Raw genomic sequence first — 19,815 nt, 5'->3', positions numbered from 1 at the left:
TTATTAACATTGGCTGGAAGACTGGTTGCTTGCCAAGTAGTGAACCCTAACGTAACCTGCGAATGGAACTTCCGAAATCAATTTTAAAGTAGCTAAGAAGACCTCGGACCGATGATCCGAGGCTCTCTTAGTTATTTTGCGCGCGTTTTACTAAGTCAATGAAGAAATTTTTACTGACTTGATCATTTGTAACATTGTTTCTGGGTGCCATTGAATTGCTAAAACGTCTGCGTCTTTTGCTTCAACTGCTTCAATAATACCATCTGGACTTTTTGCTACAACATTCAATCCTTTTCCTACAACCTTGATTGCTTGATGGTGGAAAGAATTAACCATCATTTCTTTACCCGTAATTTGATGCAGGTAGCTTTCTTTTTCAACCGAAATTTTATGGATAGGGATATCAAAAGAAGATTTTTGGATATGTTGTAAGACTTGATCACCAAGTTGAGAATCATGTCTTGATAAAGACTGCCGCCATAATAAACGTTGACGATTTGCATACCGCGACAAACACCTAGAACTGGAATTCCTTTTTGATAGCAGCATCTAATAGCGCTAAATCAAAGGTATCACGTTGTGGGAAAATTGCTTGTAATCGTTTATGAGGTGATTCATTATATCGCATAGGATTGACATCGTGTCCGCCTGTTAAAATCAAAGCATCGATCAAGCCAACATAAGTTCTCGCTGCCTCTTCAGAACCCACTGGAAGAATTAAGGGTGCTGCACCTGCCTGTTGAACACCATTCACAAAATTTTGAGGTGTATAAGAAACAGAAGTACCTTCAAAGGCACTGATTGCTTTTAGCAATTGGTTACCAGATATTCCAATAACTGGTTTCATATTGTTCATCTCCTTTAAAGATTAATCTATCCTATTATGCCACAAAAAAAATATTTGAAAAGGAATGAATAAAAAATGTAAACTAGAATCATTATAAAATGCACAAAAAAGTCATTAATCAAACAGGACTTTCAGCAGAAGTTATTGCGATTCATTCTCATTAGTTTAGATGATTATAATGCAATTATAAAAAATGAGAATTGCTGCAAAGAATCAGAAGGAGAGGGAAGCGTTCATGTCTACTTTAGAAATAAAAAATTTACATGTTTCAATTGAAGATAAAGAAATATTAAAAGGTGTTAATTTGGTAATGAACACCGGAGAAATCCATGCTATCATGGGGCCTAACGGTACAGGTAAATCAACTTTAGCTCAATCCATTATGGGGCATCCAAGCTATACCATTACAGAAGGAGAAATTCTACTTGATGGAGAAGATGTTTTGGAGATGGAAGTAGATGAACGCGCACGTGCGGGGCTGTTCCTTGCTATGCAGTATCCGAGTGAAATCACAGGGATTACGAATGCTGAATTTATGCGTGCTGCCATCAATGCAACTAGAGAAGAAGATAATAAAATCTCTGTAATGGATTTTATAAAAAAACTAGATAAGCATATGGAAACATTGAATATGCCGGAAGAAATGGCTGAGCGTTATTTAAATGAAGGTTTCTCAGGCGGAGAAAAGAAACGTAACGAGATTCTTCAATTAATGATGATTGAACCAAAATTTGCCCTATTAGATGAAATTGACTCTGGACTTGATATTGATGCCTTAAAGTTGTTTCAAAAGGAATCAATTCCATGCTTGGCGACAGCTTCGGTGTCTTGATGATTACCACTATCAACGTCTATTGAATTACATCGAACCAACCTTTGTTCATATTATGATGGACGGAAGAGTAGTTAAATCTGGAGATGCAAATCTAGCGAAACGATTGGAAGCAGAGGGCTACCGCGGAATTCGTGATGAATTGGGTCTTGATATTATAATCGAAGAAGAAGAGTAGGAGGAAGATGGAATGAAAGACGAAAAGTTGAAAAACATTCAAACCTTCTCGGCTTTCCAAGAAGAGCCTACTTGGATGAATGAACTTCGTATGCAAATGGCTGCGAAAATCGATGAACTTCCTTTTCCAACTATTGAAAAAGTGAACTTTCATCGTTGGCCGCTACTGGACGAGAAGATTGATACCGAATACGGGGAAGAGTTGATAAATAGTCAGCAACACCAATATGGAACGGGCGACAACGGAAAAATTGTTCAATATGGAAAAGTAACGTTACTAGAACAATTACCACAAGAATTGGTTGATCAAGGCGTTATTTTTACCGATTTGTTTACAGCAATGAAAGACCATCCGGAATTAGTTGGAAAATATTTTATGAAACTTGCTGTAAAAGCAGACGAGAATAACTTAACAGCTTATCATGCCGCTTACTTAAACAGTGGTGTGTTCTTATATGTTCCTAAAATGTTCATATAAAAGAGCCATTAGAAACTCTATTTATTCAAAACAGTCATGTAGAAGAAACATTCGCGAAGCATGTTTTAATTGTAGCCGATGTGAATAGTTCCGTTACCTACGTTGAGAAATTTGAAACAGAAGGAACAAAGCCAATACAGCAAATATTGTGGTTGAAGTGGTAACAAAGACAGGGGCACAAGTGAAGTTCTCTGCTGTTGACCATTTAGGTGAGAAAACAAGTGCTTATATTAATCGACGCGGACATCTTGGAAAAGACTCATCCATTGAATGGGCAATCGGTGTCATGAATAACGGAAATGTTATCTGTGACTTTGATTCAGATTTAATGGGAGACGGCTCTCACAGTGAAATTAAAGCTGTTGCGGTGTCAACGAATAGACAAATCCAAGGAATCGATACGCGTGTAACCAATTATGGACAACATTCCATCGGACATATTTTGCAACATGGCGTTATTTTAGATCGTTCTACCTTAACTTTTAACGGAATTGGTCATATCATCAAAGGAGCAAAAGGAGCAGACGCACAGCAAGAAAGTCGTGTGTTGATGTTATCCGACCAAGCTCGTGGTGATGCGAACCCGATTCTTTTGATTGACGAAAATGAAGTAACCGCAGGACATGCGGCCAGCGTAGGACGGGTAGATCCAGAAGAAATGTTCTATCTACTTAGTCGCGGAATTCCAACAGAAGAAGCAGAACGTTTGGTTATTCGTGGATTCTTAGGAACCGTAATTGCGGCCATTCCATTGAAAGCTATCCGAGATGAATTAATTGAAGTGATTGACAAGAAATTGACAAGAACAAATAAGGACTGATTGCAGTGTTCGATTCTCTAAAAATAAAAGAAGATTTTCCTATTTTGAAACAACCGTAAATGATGAACCACTAATCTACTTAGACAATGCTGCAACAACACAAAGCCAAGCAAGTATTGCAGGCTGTTCAAGATTATTATTTCCATGATAACGCGAATGTGCATCGTGGTGTCCACACGCTGGCAGAGCGCGCAACGCGCAGTTACGAAGAAAGCCGGGAAACGGTTCGTGCGTTCATCAACGCTTCGTCTACAAAAGAAGTCCTTTTTACAAGAGGAACGACCACTGCACTCAATTGGGTTGCAAAAGGCTTTGGTGATTTAGTTGTTGAAGAGGGAGATGAGATCTACATCACACCGATGGAACATCATTCTAACATCGTTCCTTGGCAGCAACTGGCATTTCGCAAACGAGCGACATTAAAGTATCTGCCGTTGACAGAAGACGCAGTGGTTGATATGGAGAAAGCAAAAGAAATAATTTCTGAAAAAGGGAAAATTCTGGCACTTTGCCATGCTTCTAATGTGATGGGATCCATCCATTCGATTCCTCGGCTAGCGGAACTGATCCATCAAGTTGGCGGCTATATCGTGGTGGACGGAGCCAGAGCGTGCCACACACAAAGGTAGATGTCCAAGCCCTGAATGCAGATTTCTTTGCTTTCAGTGGGCATAAAATGTGCGGACCAACTGGAATTGGTGTATTATATGGCAAACAGGCACTCCTGGAACGAATGGAACCTGTTGAATATGGCGGAGAGATGATTGATTTCGTCTATGACGAGACATCCACTTGGACAGAACTTCCTTGGAAATTCGAAGCAGGTACACCCAATATTGCAGGGGCAATCGGCTTAAAAGCTGCTATTGAGTACTTGCAAGCCATAGGAATGGATGAAATCGAACGCCACGAACAGAAGCTAATGGCTCATTTAATGCCGCAATTGTCCGACATAGAAGGTCTTAGTATTTACGGACCAACTGATCATACAAAGCGTACTGGAATTGTTACATTCAATTTAGACGGCGTGCATCCGCATGATTTGGCCACTGCTTTTGATATGGAAGGAATCGCCATTCGTGCTGGTCACCACTGTGCGCAACCGTTGATGCGATACTTAGATACCCCAGCGACGGCTCGTGCTAGCTTTTATTTTTATAATTCAAAAGAAGATGTCGACCAGTTCGTTGTTTCGCTGAAGAAAATAAAGGAGTTTTTCAATAATGGCTTTATCTAGATTAGAAAACCTATACCGACATGTCATCCTAGATCATTCTTCCCATCCCCGTAACTTCGGAGAACTGGAACAAGCAACCGGGATGATTGAACTGAATAATCCAACATGTGGAGATGTCATTCAACTTCATCTCCAATTAAAAGATGACCGGATTGAAGACGTAAAGTTTTCTGGCCATGGCTGTTCCATCAGTACTGCAAGTGGCAGTATGATGACTGAACAGATCAAAGGAAAAACGATTGAAGAAGCGAAACAAATGATTGAAGAGTTCTTGTTGCTGGTTCAAGGAAAATTAGAAACCGACGAATCTCACTTAGGAGATGCCGAAGTGTTGGGCGGTGTTTCGAAGTTTCCTGCTCGAATCAAATGTGCAACTCTATCCTGGAAAGCATTAGAACAACTATTATTGAATAACGAGTGAAGAAAGAAGGAGGAATAGACATGAGTGAAGTACCTGTAGTAGAGGATTACAAATTTGGATTCTCTGACGATGCAGAAATTATTTATTCAACTGGAAAAGGACTTTCAGAGGAAATCGTTCGCGAAATTTCGAAAAAGAAAGATGAACCCCAATGGGTGCTGGATTATCGTTTGAAAGCACTGGAAGTTTATCGGAAAAAAGGACTTCCAGATTGGGGACCGGATTTATCTGCCCTTGATTTCGATGACATCACTTATTACCAAACAGCAACGGATCGTGTTGCTCGTACTTGGGATGACGTTCCTCAAGAAATAAAAGACACCTTTGAACGTATTGGGATTCCAGAAGCAGAACGTGCTTACTTAGCTGGAACAACGGTTCAATATGAATCAGAAGCTGTATACCATAGCATGAAAGAAGAGTTCGAGAAGTTAGGAATTGTCTTTACGGATACGGATACGGCTTTGAAAGAATATCCAGAATCTTTAAAGAACATTTTGGAACAGTTGTACCACCAACAGACAATTTTGAAGCAGCATTAAACTCAGCTGTTTGGTCAGGTGGAACCTTCATCTATGTACCAAAAGGCGTAAAATGTGAAGTACCACTTCAAACTTATTTCCGTATGAACAACGAAGGTTCCGGTCAATTTGAACGGACATTGATTGTTGTAGACGAAGGCGCAAGCATTCACTATGTAGAAGGATGTACAGCACCAACCTATTCGGAAAGCAGTCTTCATGCAGCAATTGTAGAGATTGTTGTCAAAAAAGACGCTTACTGCCGTTACACAACCATTCAAAATTGGTCGAATAACGTTTACAACCTAGTAACAAAACGCGCACACGCCTACGAAAATGCGACAATGGAATGGATTGATGGGAACTTAGGTGCTCACACAACCATGAAATATCCAAGCGTATACTTAAACGGACGCGGCGCGAGAGGTACCATGCTTTCTGTAGCGTTCGCTGGTGCGGGCCAAGTACAAGACACAGGAGCGAAAATGCTACACAACGCGCCAAACACATCCAGCTCGATTGTATCAAAATCAATCGCAAAAGATGGCGGCGCAGTAAATTACCGTGGACAAGTACGTTTCGGGAAGAAATCAGAAGGATCCATCTCACATATTGAATGTGATACGATTATCATGGATGATTTATCCACTTCCGACACGATTCCATACAACGAAATCCATAACGGAAATGTAGCACTCGAACACGAAGCAAAAGTATCAAAAATCTCAGAAGAACAATTGTATTATCTAATGAGTCGCGGACTAACTGAATTAGAAGCGACCGAAATGATTGTCATGGGATTTGTAGAACCATTTACCAAAGAACTTCCAATGGAGTATGCGGTGGAGCTGAATAGGCTGATTGCTTATGAGATGGAAGGCAGTGTGGGGTAAAGCCCTAAAGAAGCTAGGAACGTTGATATAACAATGTTCCTGGCTTCTTTTCGTTTTTTATCGATTAGGGGATTATAAGTTCAGCCATCAATGTCTAGCTCCCAAGTCCAGACCTAGTGAAAAAAAGATAAATTTGCCCCATTGCGCGCTTCGCTGCTCATTCAGGGTCAAATTTCCTATTTTTTCATAGGCCAAGGCGGACTTGTCCGCTTTTCTAACTACCAATCTTGGCACAGTAGATGAGAATGAGTTTAAGGCATCTATGGCCGAATTTTCTCTCTTATCTGATAAATGGGAGTAAATATCCATAGTTGTCTTAATATATTCATGATGCAAGCGGTGTTGGGTATCTTTCGGGTTTATTCTCCAATTATAGAGAAAATGGTTCTTTTTATTTCGCGATCATAGAACAAAAGTGATGAGTATTCCTTTGAATGTGTTAAACTATTTATACATAATACGGATAAGAAGTATGGTTAAAAAACATTTAAAAGGAGGATATCATATTGGATAAAAAAGCAAAACCAAATTTTAGAATATTTGCACTTAATTCGAATCGTCTTTTGGCGGAAAAAATCGCTGGTTCTTTAGGAATGGAACTGGGAAAAGCGACCGTATCACGGTTTAGTGATGGAGAAACTCGTATCGATATCGATGAAAGTATTCGAGGAGCACATGTCTATCTGATTCAATCTACTTCAACTCCAGTAGATGTACATGTAATGGAGACGCTCATCATGATTGATGCGTTGAAACGGGCGAGTGCGCAAACTGTAAATGTCGTGATACCTTATTATGGATATGCTCGCCAAGATCGGAAAGCTCTTCCCCGAGAACCGATTACTGCCAAGCTTGTCGCAAACTTGTTGGAGACAGCAGGAGCAGCTCGGGTAATCGCATTAGATTTGCATGCGGTCCAAATTCAAGGGTTCTTTGATATTCCTGTTGACCACTTATTGGGCGGTTCTTTGCTTGCGGATTATTTCATTGAACGAAAAATCGTTGGAGAAGAGATAGTAGTCGTGGCTACTAATCACAGTGCGGTAAGTCGTGCACGAAAAATGGCTGAATATTTAATAACTCCCATAGCAATTATAGATAAAAGATGGATAGAAGCTGACGATTCTAATATAGTGAACATCATAGGAGATGTGGCCGGAAAAACCTGTATTTTGATTGACGATTTAATTGATACAGCCGAAACTATTACATCCGCTGCGCAAGAACTAGTAGAAAATGGTGCCACAGATGTGTATGCAGCCGCGACACACGCCGTTTTTTCTGGTCCATCGATTAAATGTCTAGAAGAATCACCAATCAAGAAGATTATTGTGACCGATTCGATTTACTTACCAGAAGAAAAACAATTTGATAAGGTGGTCCAAGTGACTGTCTCAGAACTATTAGCTGATGCAATTAAACGAGTTTATGAAAATAAATCTGTCAGCCCTTTGTTTGAGAAGAAATATGAAGGACGTATGGAGTAAGATGGGTTTAATGGTATGGAAGAGAGATATCAACACTTCTAAAAATAAAACGTTCGAGCTGAAACGAGCAATTTTTCTCAAAAGTATTCATTTGAAGCAATTCAAAAAATTGAGCTTAATCAATCAAGTTCATCCCAAGAAGGAGGCGTTTGGCCTAATTCAAAGGAAATTTTTTTCTTCTGATAAAAATTCAACTTTTTTTCAATATGTTGTTGGTTTTCTTTGAATAATTGTATTTGTGCTTCAATGTGGTTGCTTTGTTCTGTCAGCAAGTCAATCAAAGTCTCGTAATTTTGGGTCACATCTTCGTGATAAAAGAAGGCTTCAATCTGTTTAATAGACATGCCCGTCTGCTTGAAACACTGGATTGCGTCTAGACGATTAATATGTGCCTGACTATAAACACGATGTTTTCCATTTCTTTTGACATGTGACAGAAGGCCTGTCGTCTCATAATAGCGCAATGTTGAAGCTGGCAGATTAAATTGTTTGCTTACATCACTTATGGTGAAAGTAATTGTCTCTTTCATTATTTTCCCACTTTCTGTTATATACTACTTTACTTAAAGTGTACTTGAAGTGTTATACTGGGTAAAGAAATCACTTACATTTAAAATTGAAAAGGGGTATGACAATGTATGTAGCAAACGAAGAACGTTACGACAAGATGATGTATCGGCAAGTGGGTAAGTCTGGATTAAAACTTCCGGCAATATCATTAGGTTTTTGGCATAATTTTGGAGATGTCGATAATCTTGAGAATCAAAGAGAGATTATGCACACAGCTTTTGATAACGGTATCACCCATTTTGATTTGGCAAATAACTATGGTCCACCTGCAGGTTCAGCTGAGACAAACTTTGGACGTTTATTTAAAGAAGATTTTAAAGCTTATCGAGATGAAATTATTATTTCGTCTAAGGCAGGCTACTATATGTGGCCCGGTCCGTACGGTGAGTGGGGATCAAAGAAAAGTTTGGTGGCAAGTTGTGATCAGAGCTTGAAGCGGATGGGCTTAGATTATGTTGATATCTTCTACCATCACCGTCCTGATTCAAATACACCAATTGAAGAAACTGCCCATACTTTAGATTTACTGGTCAAGCAAGGAAAGGCTCTTTACATTGGAGTTTCTAACTATTCTCCTGAAGAGACAGCAAAAATATCGAAATTATTTAAAGATTGGCATACGCCGTTTATCATTCACCAGCCAGCTTATAATATGTTTAATCGTAGTATTGAGGATGGATTAACAGAGGTACTGGAAGAGGAAAGATTAGGTGCAATTGTCTTTAGTCCTTTAGCCCAGGGGCTTTTGACCGATCGCTATTTGAATGGAATTCCAGAAGACTCTCGAGCTCATCGGACAGATAGCCCATTTCTTTCAGAAGATCGAGTAGAACCGACACTTGATACTGTTCGGAAATTAAACGAAATGGCTAAAAAACGCAATCAAACCTTAGCTGAAATGGCACTAGCTTGGAACTTAAGACAACCAGTCGTTTCGAGTGTGTTGATTGGCGCTTCAAGGGTTAGTCAATTAGAAGCTAATCTAAAGGCATTATATAATCTGGATTTTACGACAGAAGAGTTAGCTGAAATTGATCGTATTTTAGAGAGCTCAAAGGTATAAGAGATAAAAAACAGAATAATCATCCCACTCTGCATATAGAAATGGCAGGGTGGGATGATTTATTTCTCCTATCAAGGCAGATGATTTCGTAAACCATTTTTATAAAATAATTACGAAAAAAATATCATTTTTAATATATAGTTTGTATGAAATTCAGCCAAAATAAAAGAGAAAGAAGGTTACACAATGAATAGAAGTGCAAAAAATTGGATGCATTTATGTCAGGTGCTATCTGTCATAGCCATCGTTGTTGGTTACTTTTTGTGGACAATTCTCATTCCGATTCAAGATTTTGATACTATAGGCAGCGAAGAACTATTAAGAGTACAAAAAGAGCTAGCATTGAATTATCCATTAGGAAGGTTTCTTTTATATGTTGGTTTTTTCGGTTTCGTTTCTTCCACCATCTATCTGATTATAGTTAAAATAAAAGTAAGAATAAACAAACGGAAGCGAGTACCTTTTAAGTAAATAAAAAGTTTATAAAATTTCTCAACAGGTCTTTAGTTAGAAAAGTAGAATACACTGATCACAGTTTCGATGAATCTAGAAAGTATAGATTTTCATAATGGAATATTGGGATTAATAGCCCAACATGTTAATCATATCCTAGTAAAAGACGATGCAATCATAATCTCTGTCCAGCCTAATTTATAGCCAGCTCTAATGGCAACGTTCATTGATTTTGTGTGGGTGAATTGAGTGCCATAAATGGGAAGAATCTCACCCTGGCCCAATTCAATAATCTTTTGAGTAATTGCTCTAACCAATCGTGTCGCTAAACCTTTCCCTTGATGATTTCCAATGATTTCAATGCCGATTTCCCAAGTATGTCGGCCGTTCTTATTAGCACCGGACATAGCTAAAATCTCGCCATTTTCTACGTAAGCAATGGCTATTTTATCCGGGTCAGTTTCACTAAAGCAGAAGGACTGAGAAAATCGTTTATCGCCTTTAAATTGTTCTATTTCTTCTTCAGAATAATACACAAAATGTTCATTTTCCATGAATTCCACTGATTGTTTGCAAGGGATTAAAAAAGGGGAAGCATTGATAATTTCATAATTGAACTCACTTAAAATAGTTGTCAATTTCTTAATATTCTTTACCTCTGTGAACCAGTCGGCAGGCGTTGTTTGATATGTTTCTTGCAATTTTTTGGTAAGTTCGCTGTTATCCGTCCGACAATAAATATGTCCCTCATGACAAATAATTGTTCCGTTATTTCTGGTCCAGTAACGCATATCATTATTAGCATTTGCCGTTATGAACAAATTTTCATTATTCTCAAATGCCGACACCGGACAACCTAAGTCGATTGCAAATTGTTTTTTTAATAGTTCCATGTAATCACCTCTATATAGGACATCGATTTTACAATAAAAATATTATTTATCTTTCATGCTCATTTTGAGGATTCCTACTTTCTTCGTTTACATATTCCAAAATATCTCCTGGCTGACAATTCAAGGCTTTACAAATCGCTTCAAGTGTTGAAAAACGTATAGCAGCTACTTTACCAGTTTTGAGCTTTGATAGATTTACATTGGAGATTCCGATTTCATTAGCCAAATCTTTTAGCAGTACTTTTTTCTCAGCCATGACTTGGTCCAGATTTATAATGATTGGCATTCTCGAACCTCCTTAAACAGTCTCATCGGATAGCTGTTGCAAGTTGACTCCGTAATGTAAAATCTCTGCTACAATATAGAGGAGGAGACCAATAAAAAAATAGCTAGATAAGCCAAATGTAAAATAATGTCCAGCTTTCATAATAATCGTTAAAATGAGTGAATAGAGCAAGGGAGTTAAAATATCCATCATCATAATAATAAGACTAAGCCCCTTGACTGATTGTGCAAAATCAAATGAAAAAGGAGTGCCTCCATCCATTAATCGTTCAAAAAGTGAACTACCTCTCCAAAAAGTATAAGCAGAAACGATTAAAAGTGGAGGAGATAGAATAAGAGCAGCCAAATTTTCTTCTGCCTCAGTAGGATGGTTTTTTACAAAGAAAATAAAGCTCCTACTTGAAACATCAATAGTAAAATACATATTGGATTTAGTGAAAAGTATAAAGAAAAGCCCGAACACCACCATGCATAATGCCATAATAGCTAAGATTTTTAATAAGACAGCAGCTACTTTACATACAACCTGAAACCTTTTCATATTCATAAGATATCACTCCTTAATCTGGTTACATGTATTATATGACTAAAATTAATAAGATTCAATAAAAAATTAATGATTAACGATAATTTTGGAGGTTGAATCCTCGAAATAATTATACTTATTCACTCCATTTCATATGGTCCACCAACTCTACGTTTCTTATTTCATCATAATGAATCTTTTCATTTTCAACATATATGCCCATGGAATCCGCACCTTTCAAAAAACCTATTACATCATCATAATAATTTCCTTCGCTGTCGACTGCTTCCAGTTGAATTGCAATTTTCCTGTTCTTAATTTTAGCTTCTTGCAGGATCCTTCCGATCTCGTAAGTTTCCATCTGAGGTTTTTGGCTATTTATCTTTAATTGTTTCTGAGCATATATTTCTTGTTCGGAAGAGTGCTCGGATAAAAAAAAACCACCCCATTTTTTCATTCCACGATCACGATATTCATCATTTAAATACTTTGTCATTTCATCCCATCCATTCCGCCAGCATGCCCGCCAACTAAGCTGGTGCGATCAATTGCTGTTGCGCCTTCCAGTAGGCTGCTGGCATGCATTAATGATTTGAATCCATATTTCTTCCTGATTTTATCTACCAAGTAATCCAAACGCTCGTTGGCGATTTGCTGCTCGGGATCTTCAAATAAGTCCAATTGAATATCGGTCGTATAGGAGAGTTTTGAATAGGAAATACCGATATTCCGAACAGCTTGTCCCCCATAATGTTTATCAAATAACTGCAAGCAGTATTGAATAAGCTTTTTTGAATTGGAAGTAACAGGAATTTTCATCTGCCGAGAAAAGCCTCGTTCAATTTCATATTGCGAGTAGCCAATATACAAGCTCACACAGCCAGTTTGGCAATGTCGTTTTCGAATCCTGGTTGCGACTTGTTCTGCAATTTCTCGGATAACGATTTTTATTTCGTTCCGATTTGTATAATCTTTAGGCAATACTTGAGAATTTCCGTAACTTTTTTCTAACGGTTTGTATCGTATCCGGATATTACTACGGTCAATCCCCCATGCATTCGCATAAAGTTGCTCTCCAATAACTCCCATGGTCTGCCTTAAGTGATAGAAATTCGTGTGTGCTAAATCATAAACAGAGTAAATTCCTGAATTAATCAAGTTTTGTTCTGTCCGTCTGCCAATTCCCCACATATCGGATAATTCTTTGATTTTCCAAACGGTGTTCGGTACGTCTTCGTATCGCCATTCAGCAATGAAATCTTTATTATTTTTTGCTTCATTGTCCAAAGCTAGTTTGGCAAGCAGCATATTATCGCCGATTCCGATCGTTACGTATAAACCAGTTTGTCGATAAACATGACGTTGAATCATTTTAGCTAGCTCATAGGCCGAATTTGTTTTAAATAATTCTAAACTAGGACGAATCGATAAAAACGATTCATCAATGCTGTAAATATACAAATCTTCATCGCTCACATATTCTCGATAAATATGATTAATTTCTGTGTTTTTTTCAATGTAGCGATTCATTCTGGGTGGCACGATTTCTAACTCGGGGTGGGGCGGAATTTCATATTTACGAGAGACGTTACTAATGCCGAGTACTTTTTTTGCCATCGGTGAGGCTGCTAAAACCAAACCTCCTGCATTTTCAGCATGGCTCATCACAACTAAGAGTTTTTTGAGTGGGTGATAGCCCCGGTCGACACACTCCACAGAAGCGAAAAATGATTTTACATCGATGCAAAGAATATCCTCGCTTCTTTCCAATGAATAATCAAACATCACCATCAATCCTCCTTAGGCGCTCACTTTGAATAATCTTTAAAGTAGTTTAGTTGCCATGCCTGCGTTTTCTGAGCGGTGGCATTTAGCCGTGAACACCAAGGTGGGTAAAACCTCATAGCCATTTTCCCTGATTGTTTTTCATTAGATAAAATGTTTCTCTTAACACAAACATCTTTATCTAGAAGAAAAATGCCTTGTCTATTTAAGTCAATAATGACTATAGCAAGTAATTCAGGACTATTATCATATTTAAATGCCACATTATTTCCAGATTCGTTTTTTTCCCAGAAAGATACAAAATATACCGCCTTTTTGGGTGTTTTCTTAGCTAATCGACTTCTTACTGTGAGTCTTGAATCATTCGTATTAAAAATGATACCTTCATAATCCTTATTCCATTCTTCTAATCGCGATAACTCGAATTCACCAAACATTCTTTTTAATACTCCGGTTGAATCCATAAAGAACCCGCCTCCTTTTCGATAAGTTTTTATATTACTTCTAGTATAGGAACATATGTTCGAATTGTAAAGGGGAACAAACTTTTAAAATGGAAAATACAGAAAACACGTATGTTATAGGTGTTGGTAAAATAAAAACAGAAGAGGTGTTTTGTATGCCAGGACTTTATTATTCAATCCATAATGTCAGTAAGAAGTTTCACTTTAGTCCGCTTAATTATGGACAGGGGTTTAAAGAAAGGGAACATTCGTGGTCAGGAAATAGTTATCTTTATGAATTATTGATATTGTTAAAAGATGAGTGGAAAGGGGATCGTTTTTCCAATCTGAATGATTATTTTATAATTGATATTCTTGATACGGATGATCCGAATTTAATAGATGACTATTATTTGAGGAAAGATTATGAAGATTACACGGAACATTTACTAAGCTACCAAGATAGAGGCGGCTACTACATGTTAGATGAATGTTGGTATGAAAGATTACCTGCAATGTGGCAAGAGTTAAATGAACAATATGTCCTAGTTAATTATGATAAGGCTTTGTATTGTGAGATTGATTGTAATAGAAGTTTGCCATTGGAGCAAAGAGATTGCACGCTTGTTTGTTTACTAATGTGGAAAACAGAGATTACTGATAGTAAGAGACAGCATATGTGCAGCTGGATGTTTAACCGTATTGGGATGGAGCGAAGGGATTCAAAGATACTTGATTGGATGGAAGATATTAGCTTTATTTTTGAGAGAGAGAAATTAAAGTGATAGAAAAAATGGCTCAATGATGAAGGCGTACACGCCATCGCTGAGCCATTTTTTTAAAAATCTAAAGCTTACTTTCGCTTTATTAAAGCGTAAGGTATAATAGGAATTATATGACTAAAAATAAGGAATATTAAAGGAGCATTTTATGGAAGAGAAACAATCAAAGACACTATACCAAGCGCTATGGAATAGCGCTGATATTTTGCGTTCAAAAATGGATGCTAGTGAGTATAAGAACTATTTGTTAGGGCTTATTTTTTATAAGTATTTATCTGATAGAATGCTTTATCATGCGGTGGATTTATTAGAGGAAAATGTTTCTGATTTAAATGAAGCTCAGCAAATCTATGTAGACGCATTCAATGACCCGGAAATTAAAGAAGATTTAATTGAAGGATTAAGATATGATTTTTCTTACGCTTTAGAACCAAATTTAACATTTACTGCGCTTGTTCAAAGAATTCATAAAGGTAGATTTCAATTAGAAGACTTAGCACAAGGCTTCCGGAATATTGAACAAAGTAGTGAATTATTTGAAAACCTATTTGAAGATGTTGATTTATATTCCAAACGGCTAGGTGCTTCAGCTCAAAAACAAAATCAAACAATTTCTGCAGTTATGAAGGAATTGGCTACCTTAGATATTGCGCATAAAGGGGATGCTCTTGGAGATGCTTATGAGTATCTAATCGGTCAATTTGCCTCAGATTCAGGTAAGAAAGCTGGTGAGTTCTATACTCCCCAATCAATTTCTACTTTGATGACTCAGATTGTTCTAACGGGAAAAGAGGACCAAAAAGGCTTTAGTGTCTATGATGCTGCAATGGGGTCAGGATCACTTTTATTAAATGCTAAAAAATACTCTAATGAACCTGGAACAATCAATTATTTTGGTCAAGAGTTAAATACTTCAACTTATAACCTGGCTCGTATGAATATGATACTGCACGGAGTAGATGTTGCAAACCAACATCTTCATAATGGTGATACATTGGATGCAGATTGGCCGACAGAAGAGCCAACAAACTTCGACGCAGTATTAATGAATCCACCTTATAGTGCAAAGTGGACTGCAGACAAAGGATTTTTAGATGACCCACGTTTTTCTATATATGGTGTCCTAGCTCCTAAATCAAAGGCTGACTTTTCATTTTTATTGCATGGTTATTATCATTTGAAAGATACAGGGGTGATGGCAATTGTTCTGCCACATGGAGTATTATTCCGTGGAGCTTCTGAAGGGAAAATTCGGAAGATTCTATTGGAAAATGGGGCTATTGACACTGTTATTGGACTACCAGCAAATATTTTCTTTAATACCAGTATTCCAACTACTGTTATTATTCTAAAGAAAAACAGAGAGTCAAAAGACGTTCTGTTTATTGATGCCTCTAATGAATTCACGAAAGCTAAAAATCAAAATAACCTAGAAGATCAGCATATTCAAAAGATTTTGGATACTTATAGACAAAGAAAAGACATTGAAAAATACTCTCACTTAGCATCCTTTGATGAAATAATTGAAAATGATTTTAATTTAAATATTCCTCGTTATGTAGATACATTTGAGGAGGAAGAGCCAATCTCATTGGCTGAAGTTGCAAAAGAGCTTGAAGAAATTGATAAACAAATCGAAGAATCCAATGCAGCTCTTATCGAAATGGTACAAGAATTAACCGCGACCACTCCCGAAGCACAAGAAGAACTAGACCAATTTATTAACTTCCTCACAAAGATGGAATCTAAGGAAGGTGTTTTCCTTGGATAAAAAAGCACCAGTGGTAAGGTTTAAAGGGTTCGAAGATGAGTGGGAACAGCGTAAGCTTGGAGATATGGTTGATAGACTAAAGTCATACTCACTTTCGCGAGATGTTGAAACATCAGAGGAGACTGGAATCAAGTATATACATTACGGTGACATACATACAAAAGTAGCTGATAAAATTACAAGAAAATCAAATTTACCAACTATTAAAAATGGCATATATGAAAGTCTACAAAAAGGAGACTTAATTCTTGCAGATGCTTCTGAAGATTATCAAGGAATAGCTACACCATCAATTATAATAGAAGATATGGCTTTTCAAATTGTTGCTGGTCTCCACACAATAGCAATTAGACCTATAGAAGTAGACTCTATTTATTTGTATTACCTGATAAATACCCAAACGTTTAGAAGACATGGATATAGAGTAGGTACAGGTATGAAAGTTTTTGGTATCAGTGTCAAAAATATTATGAACTTTACAACATTATTTCCTTCGTACGAAGAACAGGTTAAAACTGGAAGTTTATTGCTTCGTATAGAAAAAACTATCGCTCTTCATCAGCGAAAATTAGAAACATTGAAGCAATTGAAGAAAGGCTTTTTGCAGAAATTGTTCCCCAAGAATCAGGAAAACGTGCCGGAAATTCGGTTTGCAAATTTCCAAGAAGAGTGGGAACAGCGTAAGTTGGGGGAAATTACTGAAAGTTATTCAGGTGGTACTCCGGGCGCTGGAAATAAGATGTATTATGGTGGTAATATTCCATTCATTCGATCCGGTGAAATAAATGATGATAAAACTGAGCTATTCATAACAGAAGAAGGTTTAAATAACTCATCAGCCAAAATGGTATCAAAAGGTGATATTTTATATGCCTTATACGGTGCAACAAGTGGAGAAGTTGGTATTTCTAAAATTAATGGAGCAATTAATCAAGCGATCTTAGCCATTAAACTTAAAGAAGATGATGATTCATACTTAATAACTCAATGGTTTAAAAAACAAAAGGACTCAATTATTGCGACCTATTTGCAAGGTGGTCAAGGAAATTTATCAGGAAGTATTGTTAAAGAATTGACACTACAGTTACCCATTGATAAGAATGAGCAACAAAAAATCGGTGCCTTCTTCAAGTCTTTAGATGATACTATCGACCTTCATCAGAACAAATTAGAACAATTACGAAATATAAAAAATGGGCTTCTACAAAAGATGTTTATTTAAAAATATCAAGTTATTCTCGAAAAACTCCTATCAAATCATCTAACCAATGAAATTGATAGGAGTTTTTGAATTAAATAATAATATTTTATACAAGCATAGCTAAATGACGAATAATTTTATCATTGTCCTGATTTTCCAATTCTTGAATAATATGTAAATAAGTCTCTTGGGTTGTAGTCATGCTAGAATGTCCTAGTCTTCTTGCAACGCTCGCGATTGAAACACCGGCGAAAAGTAGTAATGATGCATGAGTATGTCTTAAGCTATGGATTGTAATGATTGGAATATCTGCTTTTGTACATAATACTTTGAGTCGATTGTTTATCGTGGAGTTAAACACTCTGTTCATAACAAAAATTGGTTTTTCTTCGTCTAAATCTTTTACTAACTGTGAGAACTGCATTGCTGTTTGCCAATCAATCGGAATTTTTCGATTGGAAGATTCATTTTTTGTTGGTTGAAATTCTCCAATGCTATTTTTATAATTCCAAGTCTTAGTTACCGACAAATTTTGATTAAAAAAATCAAAATCTTGTGGGGTAAGTGCTAATGCTTCAGAAAAACGAAGTCCAGTTTTAGCAACAAGTAAAATAAACCAATCCCAATTTAGTTCGTTGGTTAAATTTAACTGCTTTAATAAAGATTGCAATTCGAATTGGTTTAAAAATTTCGGTCTTTTCTCTTTTGGTTCTTTACCTTTAATAATAATCTTCCGTGTAGGGTTATTATCGATTAACCCTTCTTCAAGTGCATCCAGAATAGCACCTTTAATTTGATGATGAAAGTCCATTGTTGTTTGTTTTTCATGAGTTAATGCATAACTGTTCAATAATCTTTGATAAGTAGTTCTACTTAGATCACACAAACGTAAGTCCGATGCTAGCTCTACAATTCTCTGATGAGTCATATAATACTTGTCCAAGGTGACTTTCCTCACCGCTCCGACCTTGTATAATTCCACCCATTCTTCGAAGTAATCATGAAACAATTGTGTTTTTCTTTTCCTATTGACCAATAAAAAAACCTCCTAATGTAGTTTGATGATTGCTCATCTATTCTACATATTAGGAGATTTTAAAATATTAAAGAAATTAAATGAACATTTTTTGTAGAAGACCACTTTTCAATAATTGTAGTTGTTCTAGTTTCTTCTGATGAAGAGCGACGGTGTCATCTATAACTTTGAAGATGCATCCGATTTTTTCTTGTTCTTCAATACTTGGAGACGGAATAGGCATTGTCTTAAAAACAGAATCTTTAATTGCAAAACGATCTGCTCGTGCCCCAGAGTCCCCCTGTAATTTCATAAATCGATGCCAAATAGTTGTATCAAAATAATATTCTAAGAATGTTTTATCAATATTATGTGTCCTAAAAATATAGTAAAGTGGAGACATTACCCCAGTTCTTCCTAGTTTATTCCGTTTAATTGGTCCAACTGGTGCATAATTAGAAATTCTTGGATTGTAAACAAAGTCATCTTTTCGAACAACGTAATATCCGTTTAAATTCTTTTTGTTTGATATATCTTTATCAAAAAATTCACGCTGATTAATAATTCCATATTCTGCCGAATTAGTTAAAGTTTCAGTGAATTCATTATTTATATTTTTTTCGGTAACTTTATCAGATATTTCATCTAGCTTACGCTGTTCCCACTCTGCTTGGAAATTTGCAAACCGTATTTCCGGCACGTTTTCCTGATTTTTGGGGAATAATTTCTGCAAAAAGCCTTTCTTCAATTGCTTCAATGTTTCTAATTTTCGCTGATGAAGAGCGATAGTATTATCGATCTGTCTGAACAATTTTCCAATTTGACTTTGCTCATGTTTACTTGGCACAAAAAATTCAAAGCAAGCATATTCATTAGCGTTGATTCCAGGTTGTCCCGAGCGTTGAGAGGTTATCCGAACAAAATTATCATATGACACTGTTAACGTATTCTGGAAAATGAATTCAGAATCAAACTCACTTTTTACGCGTGCACGGATTAAAAAACCAGCATAATATACTTTTCCATCCTTTTCGTGATATCTATATGATTTACCAACACTGGCTCCAGTCCTCGCGAATAAAATATCACCATGCTTGAGTAAATAATTATCTGCTTTCTCCAAATCAGTATTAGGAGATGTCAATCCTGCCTGTATGAATTCACGACTACTGTCATCTATATCTGTTATACGAATATATTTATTTTCACCGTCATATTCAGTAGCTGAAGAATTCAAACCATATTCAAAACTTTCTACCATCTCTCGAAACTTACGCTGTTCCCAATCGCAACCACACAATAAATCAACATTATG

At 36.8% G+C, this 19,815-nt stretch carries 18 protein-coding genes and 5 pseudogenes; 11 read left to right on the top strand and 12 right to left on the bottom strand.

The window, feature by feature from the left end; all coding sequences use genetic code 11:
• Positions 1-150: 150 nt before the first annotated feature.
• From EJN90_RS14145 to EJN90_RS14135, 3 genes and pseudogenes are all read right to left on the bottom strand, one after another.
• Positions 151-423: a gamma-glutamyl-gamma-aminobutyrate hydrolase family protein gene (locus EJN90_RS14145; RefSeq protein ID WP_265415853.1), complete on the bottom strand. Its 273-nt coding sequence runs from the start codon at positions 421-423 to the stop codon at positions 151-153.
• The gene (locus tag EJN90_RS14140; protein WP_265415852.1) at positions 336-530 is read right to left on the bottom strand and encodes a gamma-glutamyl-gamma-aminobutyrate hydrolase family protein; all 195 of its coding nucleotides are present in this window, start codon (positions 528-530) and stop codon (positions 336-338) included. Before EJN90_RS14140 ends, EJN90_RS14145 begins: the two co-directional genes overlap by 88 nt.
• A pseudogene (locus tag EJN90_RS14135) lies at positions 513-847 on the bottom strand (gamma-glutamyl-gamma-aminobutyrate hydrolase family protein); the annotation flags it as partial. The gene EJN90_RS14140 and the pseudogene EJN90_RS14135, both read right to left, overlap by 18 nt.
• A 235-nt stretch (positions 848-1,082) precedes the next feature.
• On the opposite strand from EJN90_RS14135, the pseudogene sufC reads away from it, so the two are divergent.
• The 6 genes and pseudogenes from sufC (at position 1,083) to EJN90_RS13780 (ending at position 7,713) form a co-directional block, all read left to right on the top strand.
• A pseudogene (gene sufC, locus EJN90_RS13805) lies at positions 1,083-1,857 on the top strand (Fe-S cluster assembly ATPase SufC).
• Between the two features lie 12 nt (positions 1,858-1,869).
• Positions 1,870-3,154 (top strand): annotated as a pseudogene (gene sufD / locus EJN90_RS13800) (Fe-S cluster assembly protein SufD).
• Positions 3,155-3,159: 5 nt separating this feature from the next.
• Positions 3,160-4,391: pseudogene (locus EJN90_RS13795) on the top strand (cysteine desulfurase).
• Positions 4,378-4,812 (top strand): Fe-S cluster assembly sulfur transfer protein SufU, encoded by a 435-nt coding sequence (gene sufU / locus EJN90_RS13790; RefSeq protein ID WP_126108316.1) that lies wholly within the window; start codon positions 4,378-4,380, stop codon positions 4,810-4,812. The pseudogene EJN90_RS13795 and the gene sufU overlap by 14 nt, the downstream one beginning before the upstream one ends.
• A gap of 20 nt (positions 4,813-4,832) precedes the next feature.
• A pseudogene (gene sufB, locus EJN90_RS13785) lies at positions 4,833-6,226 on the top strand (Fe-S cluster assembly protein SufB).
• A gap of 503 nt (positions 6,227-6,729) precedes the next feature.
• Complete coding sequence (locus EJN90_RS13780) at positions 6,730-7,713, top strand: ribose-phosphate diphosphokinase (protein WP_126108314.1); 984 nt, start codon at positions 6,730-6,732, stop codon at positions 7,711-7,713.
• A gap of 119 nt (positions 7,714-7,832) precedes the next feature.
• Here the strand turns inward: EJN90_RS13780 and EJN90_RS13775 are convergent, their stop codons facing one another.
• On the bottom strand, positions 7,833-8,243 hold the full coding sequence (locus EJN90_RS13775; RefSeq protein ID WP_126108313.1) for a MerR family transcriptional regulator: 411 nt from the start codon (positions 8,241-8,243) through the stop codon (positions 7,833-7,835).
• A gap of 104 nt (positions 8,244-8,347) precedes the next feature.
• On the opposite strand from EJN90_RS13775, the gene mgrA reads away from it, so the two are divergent.
• Together mgrA and EJN90_RS13765 are read left to right on the top strand one after the other, a co-directional pair.
• A complete protein-coding gene (gene mgrA, locus EJN90_RS13770) occupies positions 8,348-9,346 on the top strand; it encodes an L-glyceraldehyde 3-phosphate reductase (RefSeq protein WP_126112161.1) in 999 nt (332 codons plus the stop codon).
• A 186-nt stretch (positions 9,347-9,532) separates the two neighbouring features.
• Positions 9,533-9,817, top strand: a complete 285-nt coding sequence (locus tag EJN90_RS13765; protein WP_227872528.1) for a hypothetical protein — start codon at positions 9,533-9,535, stop codon at positions 9,815-9,817.
• Between the two features lie 131 nt (positions 9,818-9,948).
• Here EJN90_RS13765 and EJN90_RS13760 read toward each other — a convergent pair whose 3' ends face one another.
• The 6 genes from EJN90_RS13760 to EJN90_RS13735 all read right to left on the bottom strand — a co-directional run bounded on the left by EJN90_RS13760 (position 9,949) and on the right by EJN90_RS13735 (position 13,752).
• Positions 9,949-10,692: a GNAT family N-acetyltransferase gene (locus tag EJN90_RS13760; RefSeq protein WP_126108312.1), complete on the bottom strand. Its 744-nt coding sequence runs from the start codon at positions 10,690-10,692 to the stop codon at positions 9,949-9,951.
• 46 nt (positions 10,693-10,738) lie between these two features.
• Positions 10,739-10,978: a helix-turn-helix domain-containing protein gene (locus EJN90_RS13755; protein ID WP_126108311.1), complete on the bottom strand. Its 240-nt coding sequence runs from the start codon at positions 10,976-10,978 to the stop codon at positions 10,739-10,741.
• 12 nt (positions 10,979-10,990) lie between these two features.
• A complete protein-coding gene (locus EJN90_RS13750) occupies positions 10,991-11,524 on the bottom strand; it encodes a DUF2975 domain-containing protein (protein WP_126108310.1) in 534 nt (177 codons plus the stop codon).
• Between the two features lie 115 nt (positions 11,525-11,639).
• On the bottom strand, positions 11,640-11,999 hold the full coding sequence (locus tag EJN90_RS13745) for a hypothetical protein (RefSeq protein ID WP_126108309.1): 360 nt from the start codon (positions 11,997-11,999) through the stop codon (positions 11,640-11,642).
• Positions 11,996-13,297, bottom strand: a complete 1,302-nt coding sequence (locus EJN90_RS13740) for a Y-family DNA polymerase (protein WP_227872527.1) — start codon at positions 13,295-13,297, stop codon at positions 11,996-11,998. Before EJN90_RS13740 ends, EJN90_RS13745 begins: the two co-directional genes overlap by 4 nt.
• A gap of 14 nt (positions 13,298-13,311) precedes the next feature.
• On the bottom strand, positions 13,312-13,752 hold the full coding sequence (locus tag EJN90_RS13735; RefSeq protein ID WP_126108307.1) for a MepB family protein: 441 nt from the start codon (positions 13,750-13,752) through the stop codon (positions 13,312-13,314).
• A gap of 89 nt (positions 13,753-13,841) precedes the next feature.
• Here EJN90_RS13735 and EJN90_RS13730 point away from each other — a divergent pair, with 89 nt between their 5' ends.
• From EJN90_RS13730 to EJN90_RS13720, 3 genes are all read left to right on the top strand, one after another.
• Positions 13,842-14,516, top strand: coding sequence for a hypothetical protein (locus EJN90_RS13730; protein ID WP_126108306.1), 675 nt, complete (start codon positions 13,842-13,844; stop codon positions 14,514-14,516).
• Positions 14,517-14,661: 145 nt separating this feature from the next.
• Positions 14,662-16,284 carry a type I restriction-modification system subunit M gene (locus tag EJN90_RS13725; RefSeq protein ID WP_126108305.1) on the top strand — a complete coding sequence of 541 codons (1,623 nt, stop codon included), beginning with the start codon at positions 14,662-14,664 and terminating at the stop codon, positions 16,282-16,284.
• Positions 16,277-17,506: a restriction endonuclease subunit S gene (locus tag EJN90_RS13720; protein WP_407657506.1), complete on the top strand. Its 1,230-nt coding sequence runs from the start codon at positions 16,277-16,279 to the stop codon at positions 17,504-17,506. Before EJN90_RS13725 ends, EJN90_RS13720 begins: the two co-directional genes overlap by 8 nt.
• Before the next feature lie 85 nt (positions 17,507-17,591).
• Here the strand turns inward: EJN90_RS13720 and EJN90_RS13715 are convergent, their stop codons facing one another.
• The gene (locus EJN90_RS13715) at positions 17,592-18,521 is read right to left on the bottom strand and encodes a site-specific integrase (protein WP_126108303.1); all 930 of its coding nucleotides are present in this window, start codon (positions 18,519-18,521) and stop codon (positions 17,592-17,594) included.
• A 76-nt stretch (positions 18,522-18,597) separates the two neighbouring features.
• Positions 18,598-19,800 carry a restriction endonuclease subunit S gene (locus tag EJN90_RS13710; protein ID WP_227872525.1) on the bottom strand — a complete coding sequence of 401 codons (1,203 nt, stop codon included), beginning with the start codon at positions 19,798-19,800 and terminating at the stop codon, positions 18,598-18,600.
• Positions 19,801-19,815 lie beyond the last annotated feature (15 nt).

This window comes from Jeotgalibaca ciconiae, from assembly GCF_003955755.1.
Classification (GTDB): Bacteria; Bacillota; Bacilli; order Lactobacillales; family Aerococcaceae; genus Jeotgalibaca; species Jeotgalibaca ciconiae.
The sequence above is the reverse complement of the archived record's forward strand: the minus strand, read 5'-3'. Positions and strand labels throughout refer to the sequence as shown.

Bases quoted from the DNA above. Each gene is read 5' to 3' on its own strand.
- EJN90_RS13765 (WP_227872528.1), top strand. From the start codon at position 9,533: ATGAATAGAAGTGCAAAAAATTGGATGCATTTATGTCAGGTGCTATCT.
- EJN90_RS13755 (WP_126108311.1), bottom strand. From the start codon at position 10,978: ATGCCAATCATTATAAATCTGGACCAAGTCATGGCTGAGAAAAAAGTA.
- EJN90_RS13775 (WP_126108313.1), bottom strand. From the start codon at position 8,243: ATGAAAGAGACAATTACTTTCACCATAAGTGATGTAAGCAAACAATTT.
- EJN90_RS13750 (WP_126108310.1), bottom strand. From the start codon at position 11,524: ATGAATATGAAAAGGTTTCAGGTTGTATGTAAAGTAGCTGCTGTCTTA.
- EJN90_RS13760 (WP_126108312.1), bottom strand. From the start codon at position 10,692: ATGGAACTATTAAAAAAACAATTTGCAATCGACTTAGGTTGTCCGGTG.
- EJN90_RS13735 (WP_126108307.1), bottom strand. From the start codon at position 13,752: ATGGATTCAACCGGAGTATTAAAAAGAATGTTTGGTGAATTCGAGTTA.
- mgrA (WP_126112161.1), top strand. From the start codon at position 8,348: ATGTATGTAGCAAACGAAGAACGTTACGACAAGATGATGTATCGGCAA.
- sufU (WP_126108316.1), top strand. From the start codon at position 4,378: ATGGCTTTATCTAGATTAGAAAACCTATACCGACATGTCATCCTAGAT.
- EJN90_RS13745 (WP_126108309.1), bottom strand. From the start codon at position 11,999: ATGACAAAGTATTTAAATGATGAATATCGTGATCGTGGAATGAAAAAA.
- EJN90_RS13725 (WP_126108305.1), top strand. From the start codon at position 14,662: ATGGAAGAGAAACAATCAAAGACACTATACCAAGCGCTATGGAATAGC.
- EJN90_RS13730 (WP_126108306.1), top strand. From the start codon at position 13,842: ATGGAAAATACAGAAAACACGTATGTTATAGGTGTTGGTAAAATAAAA.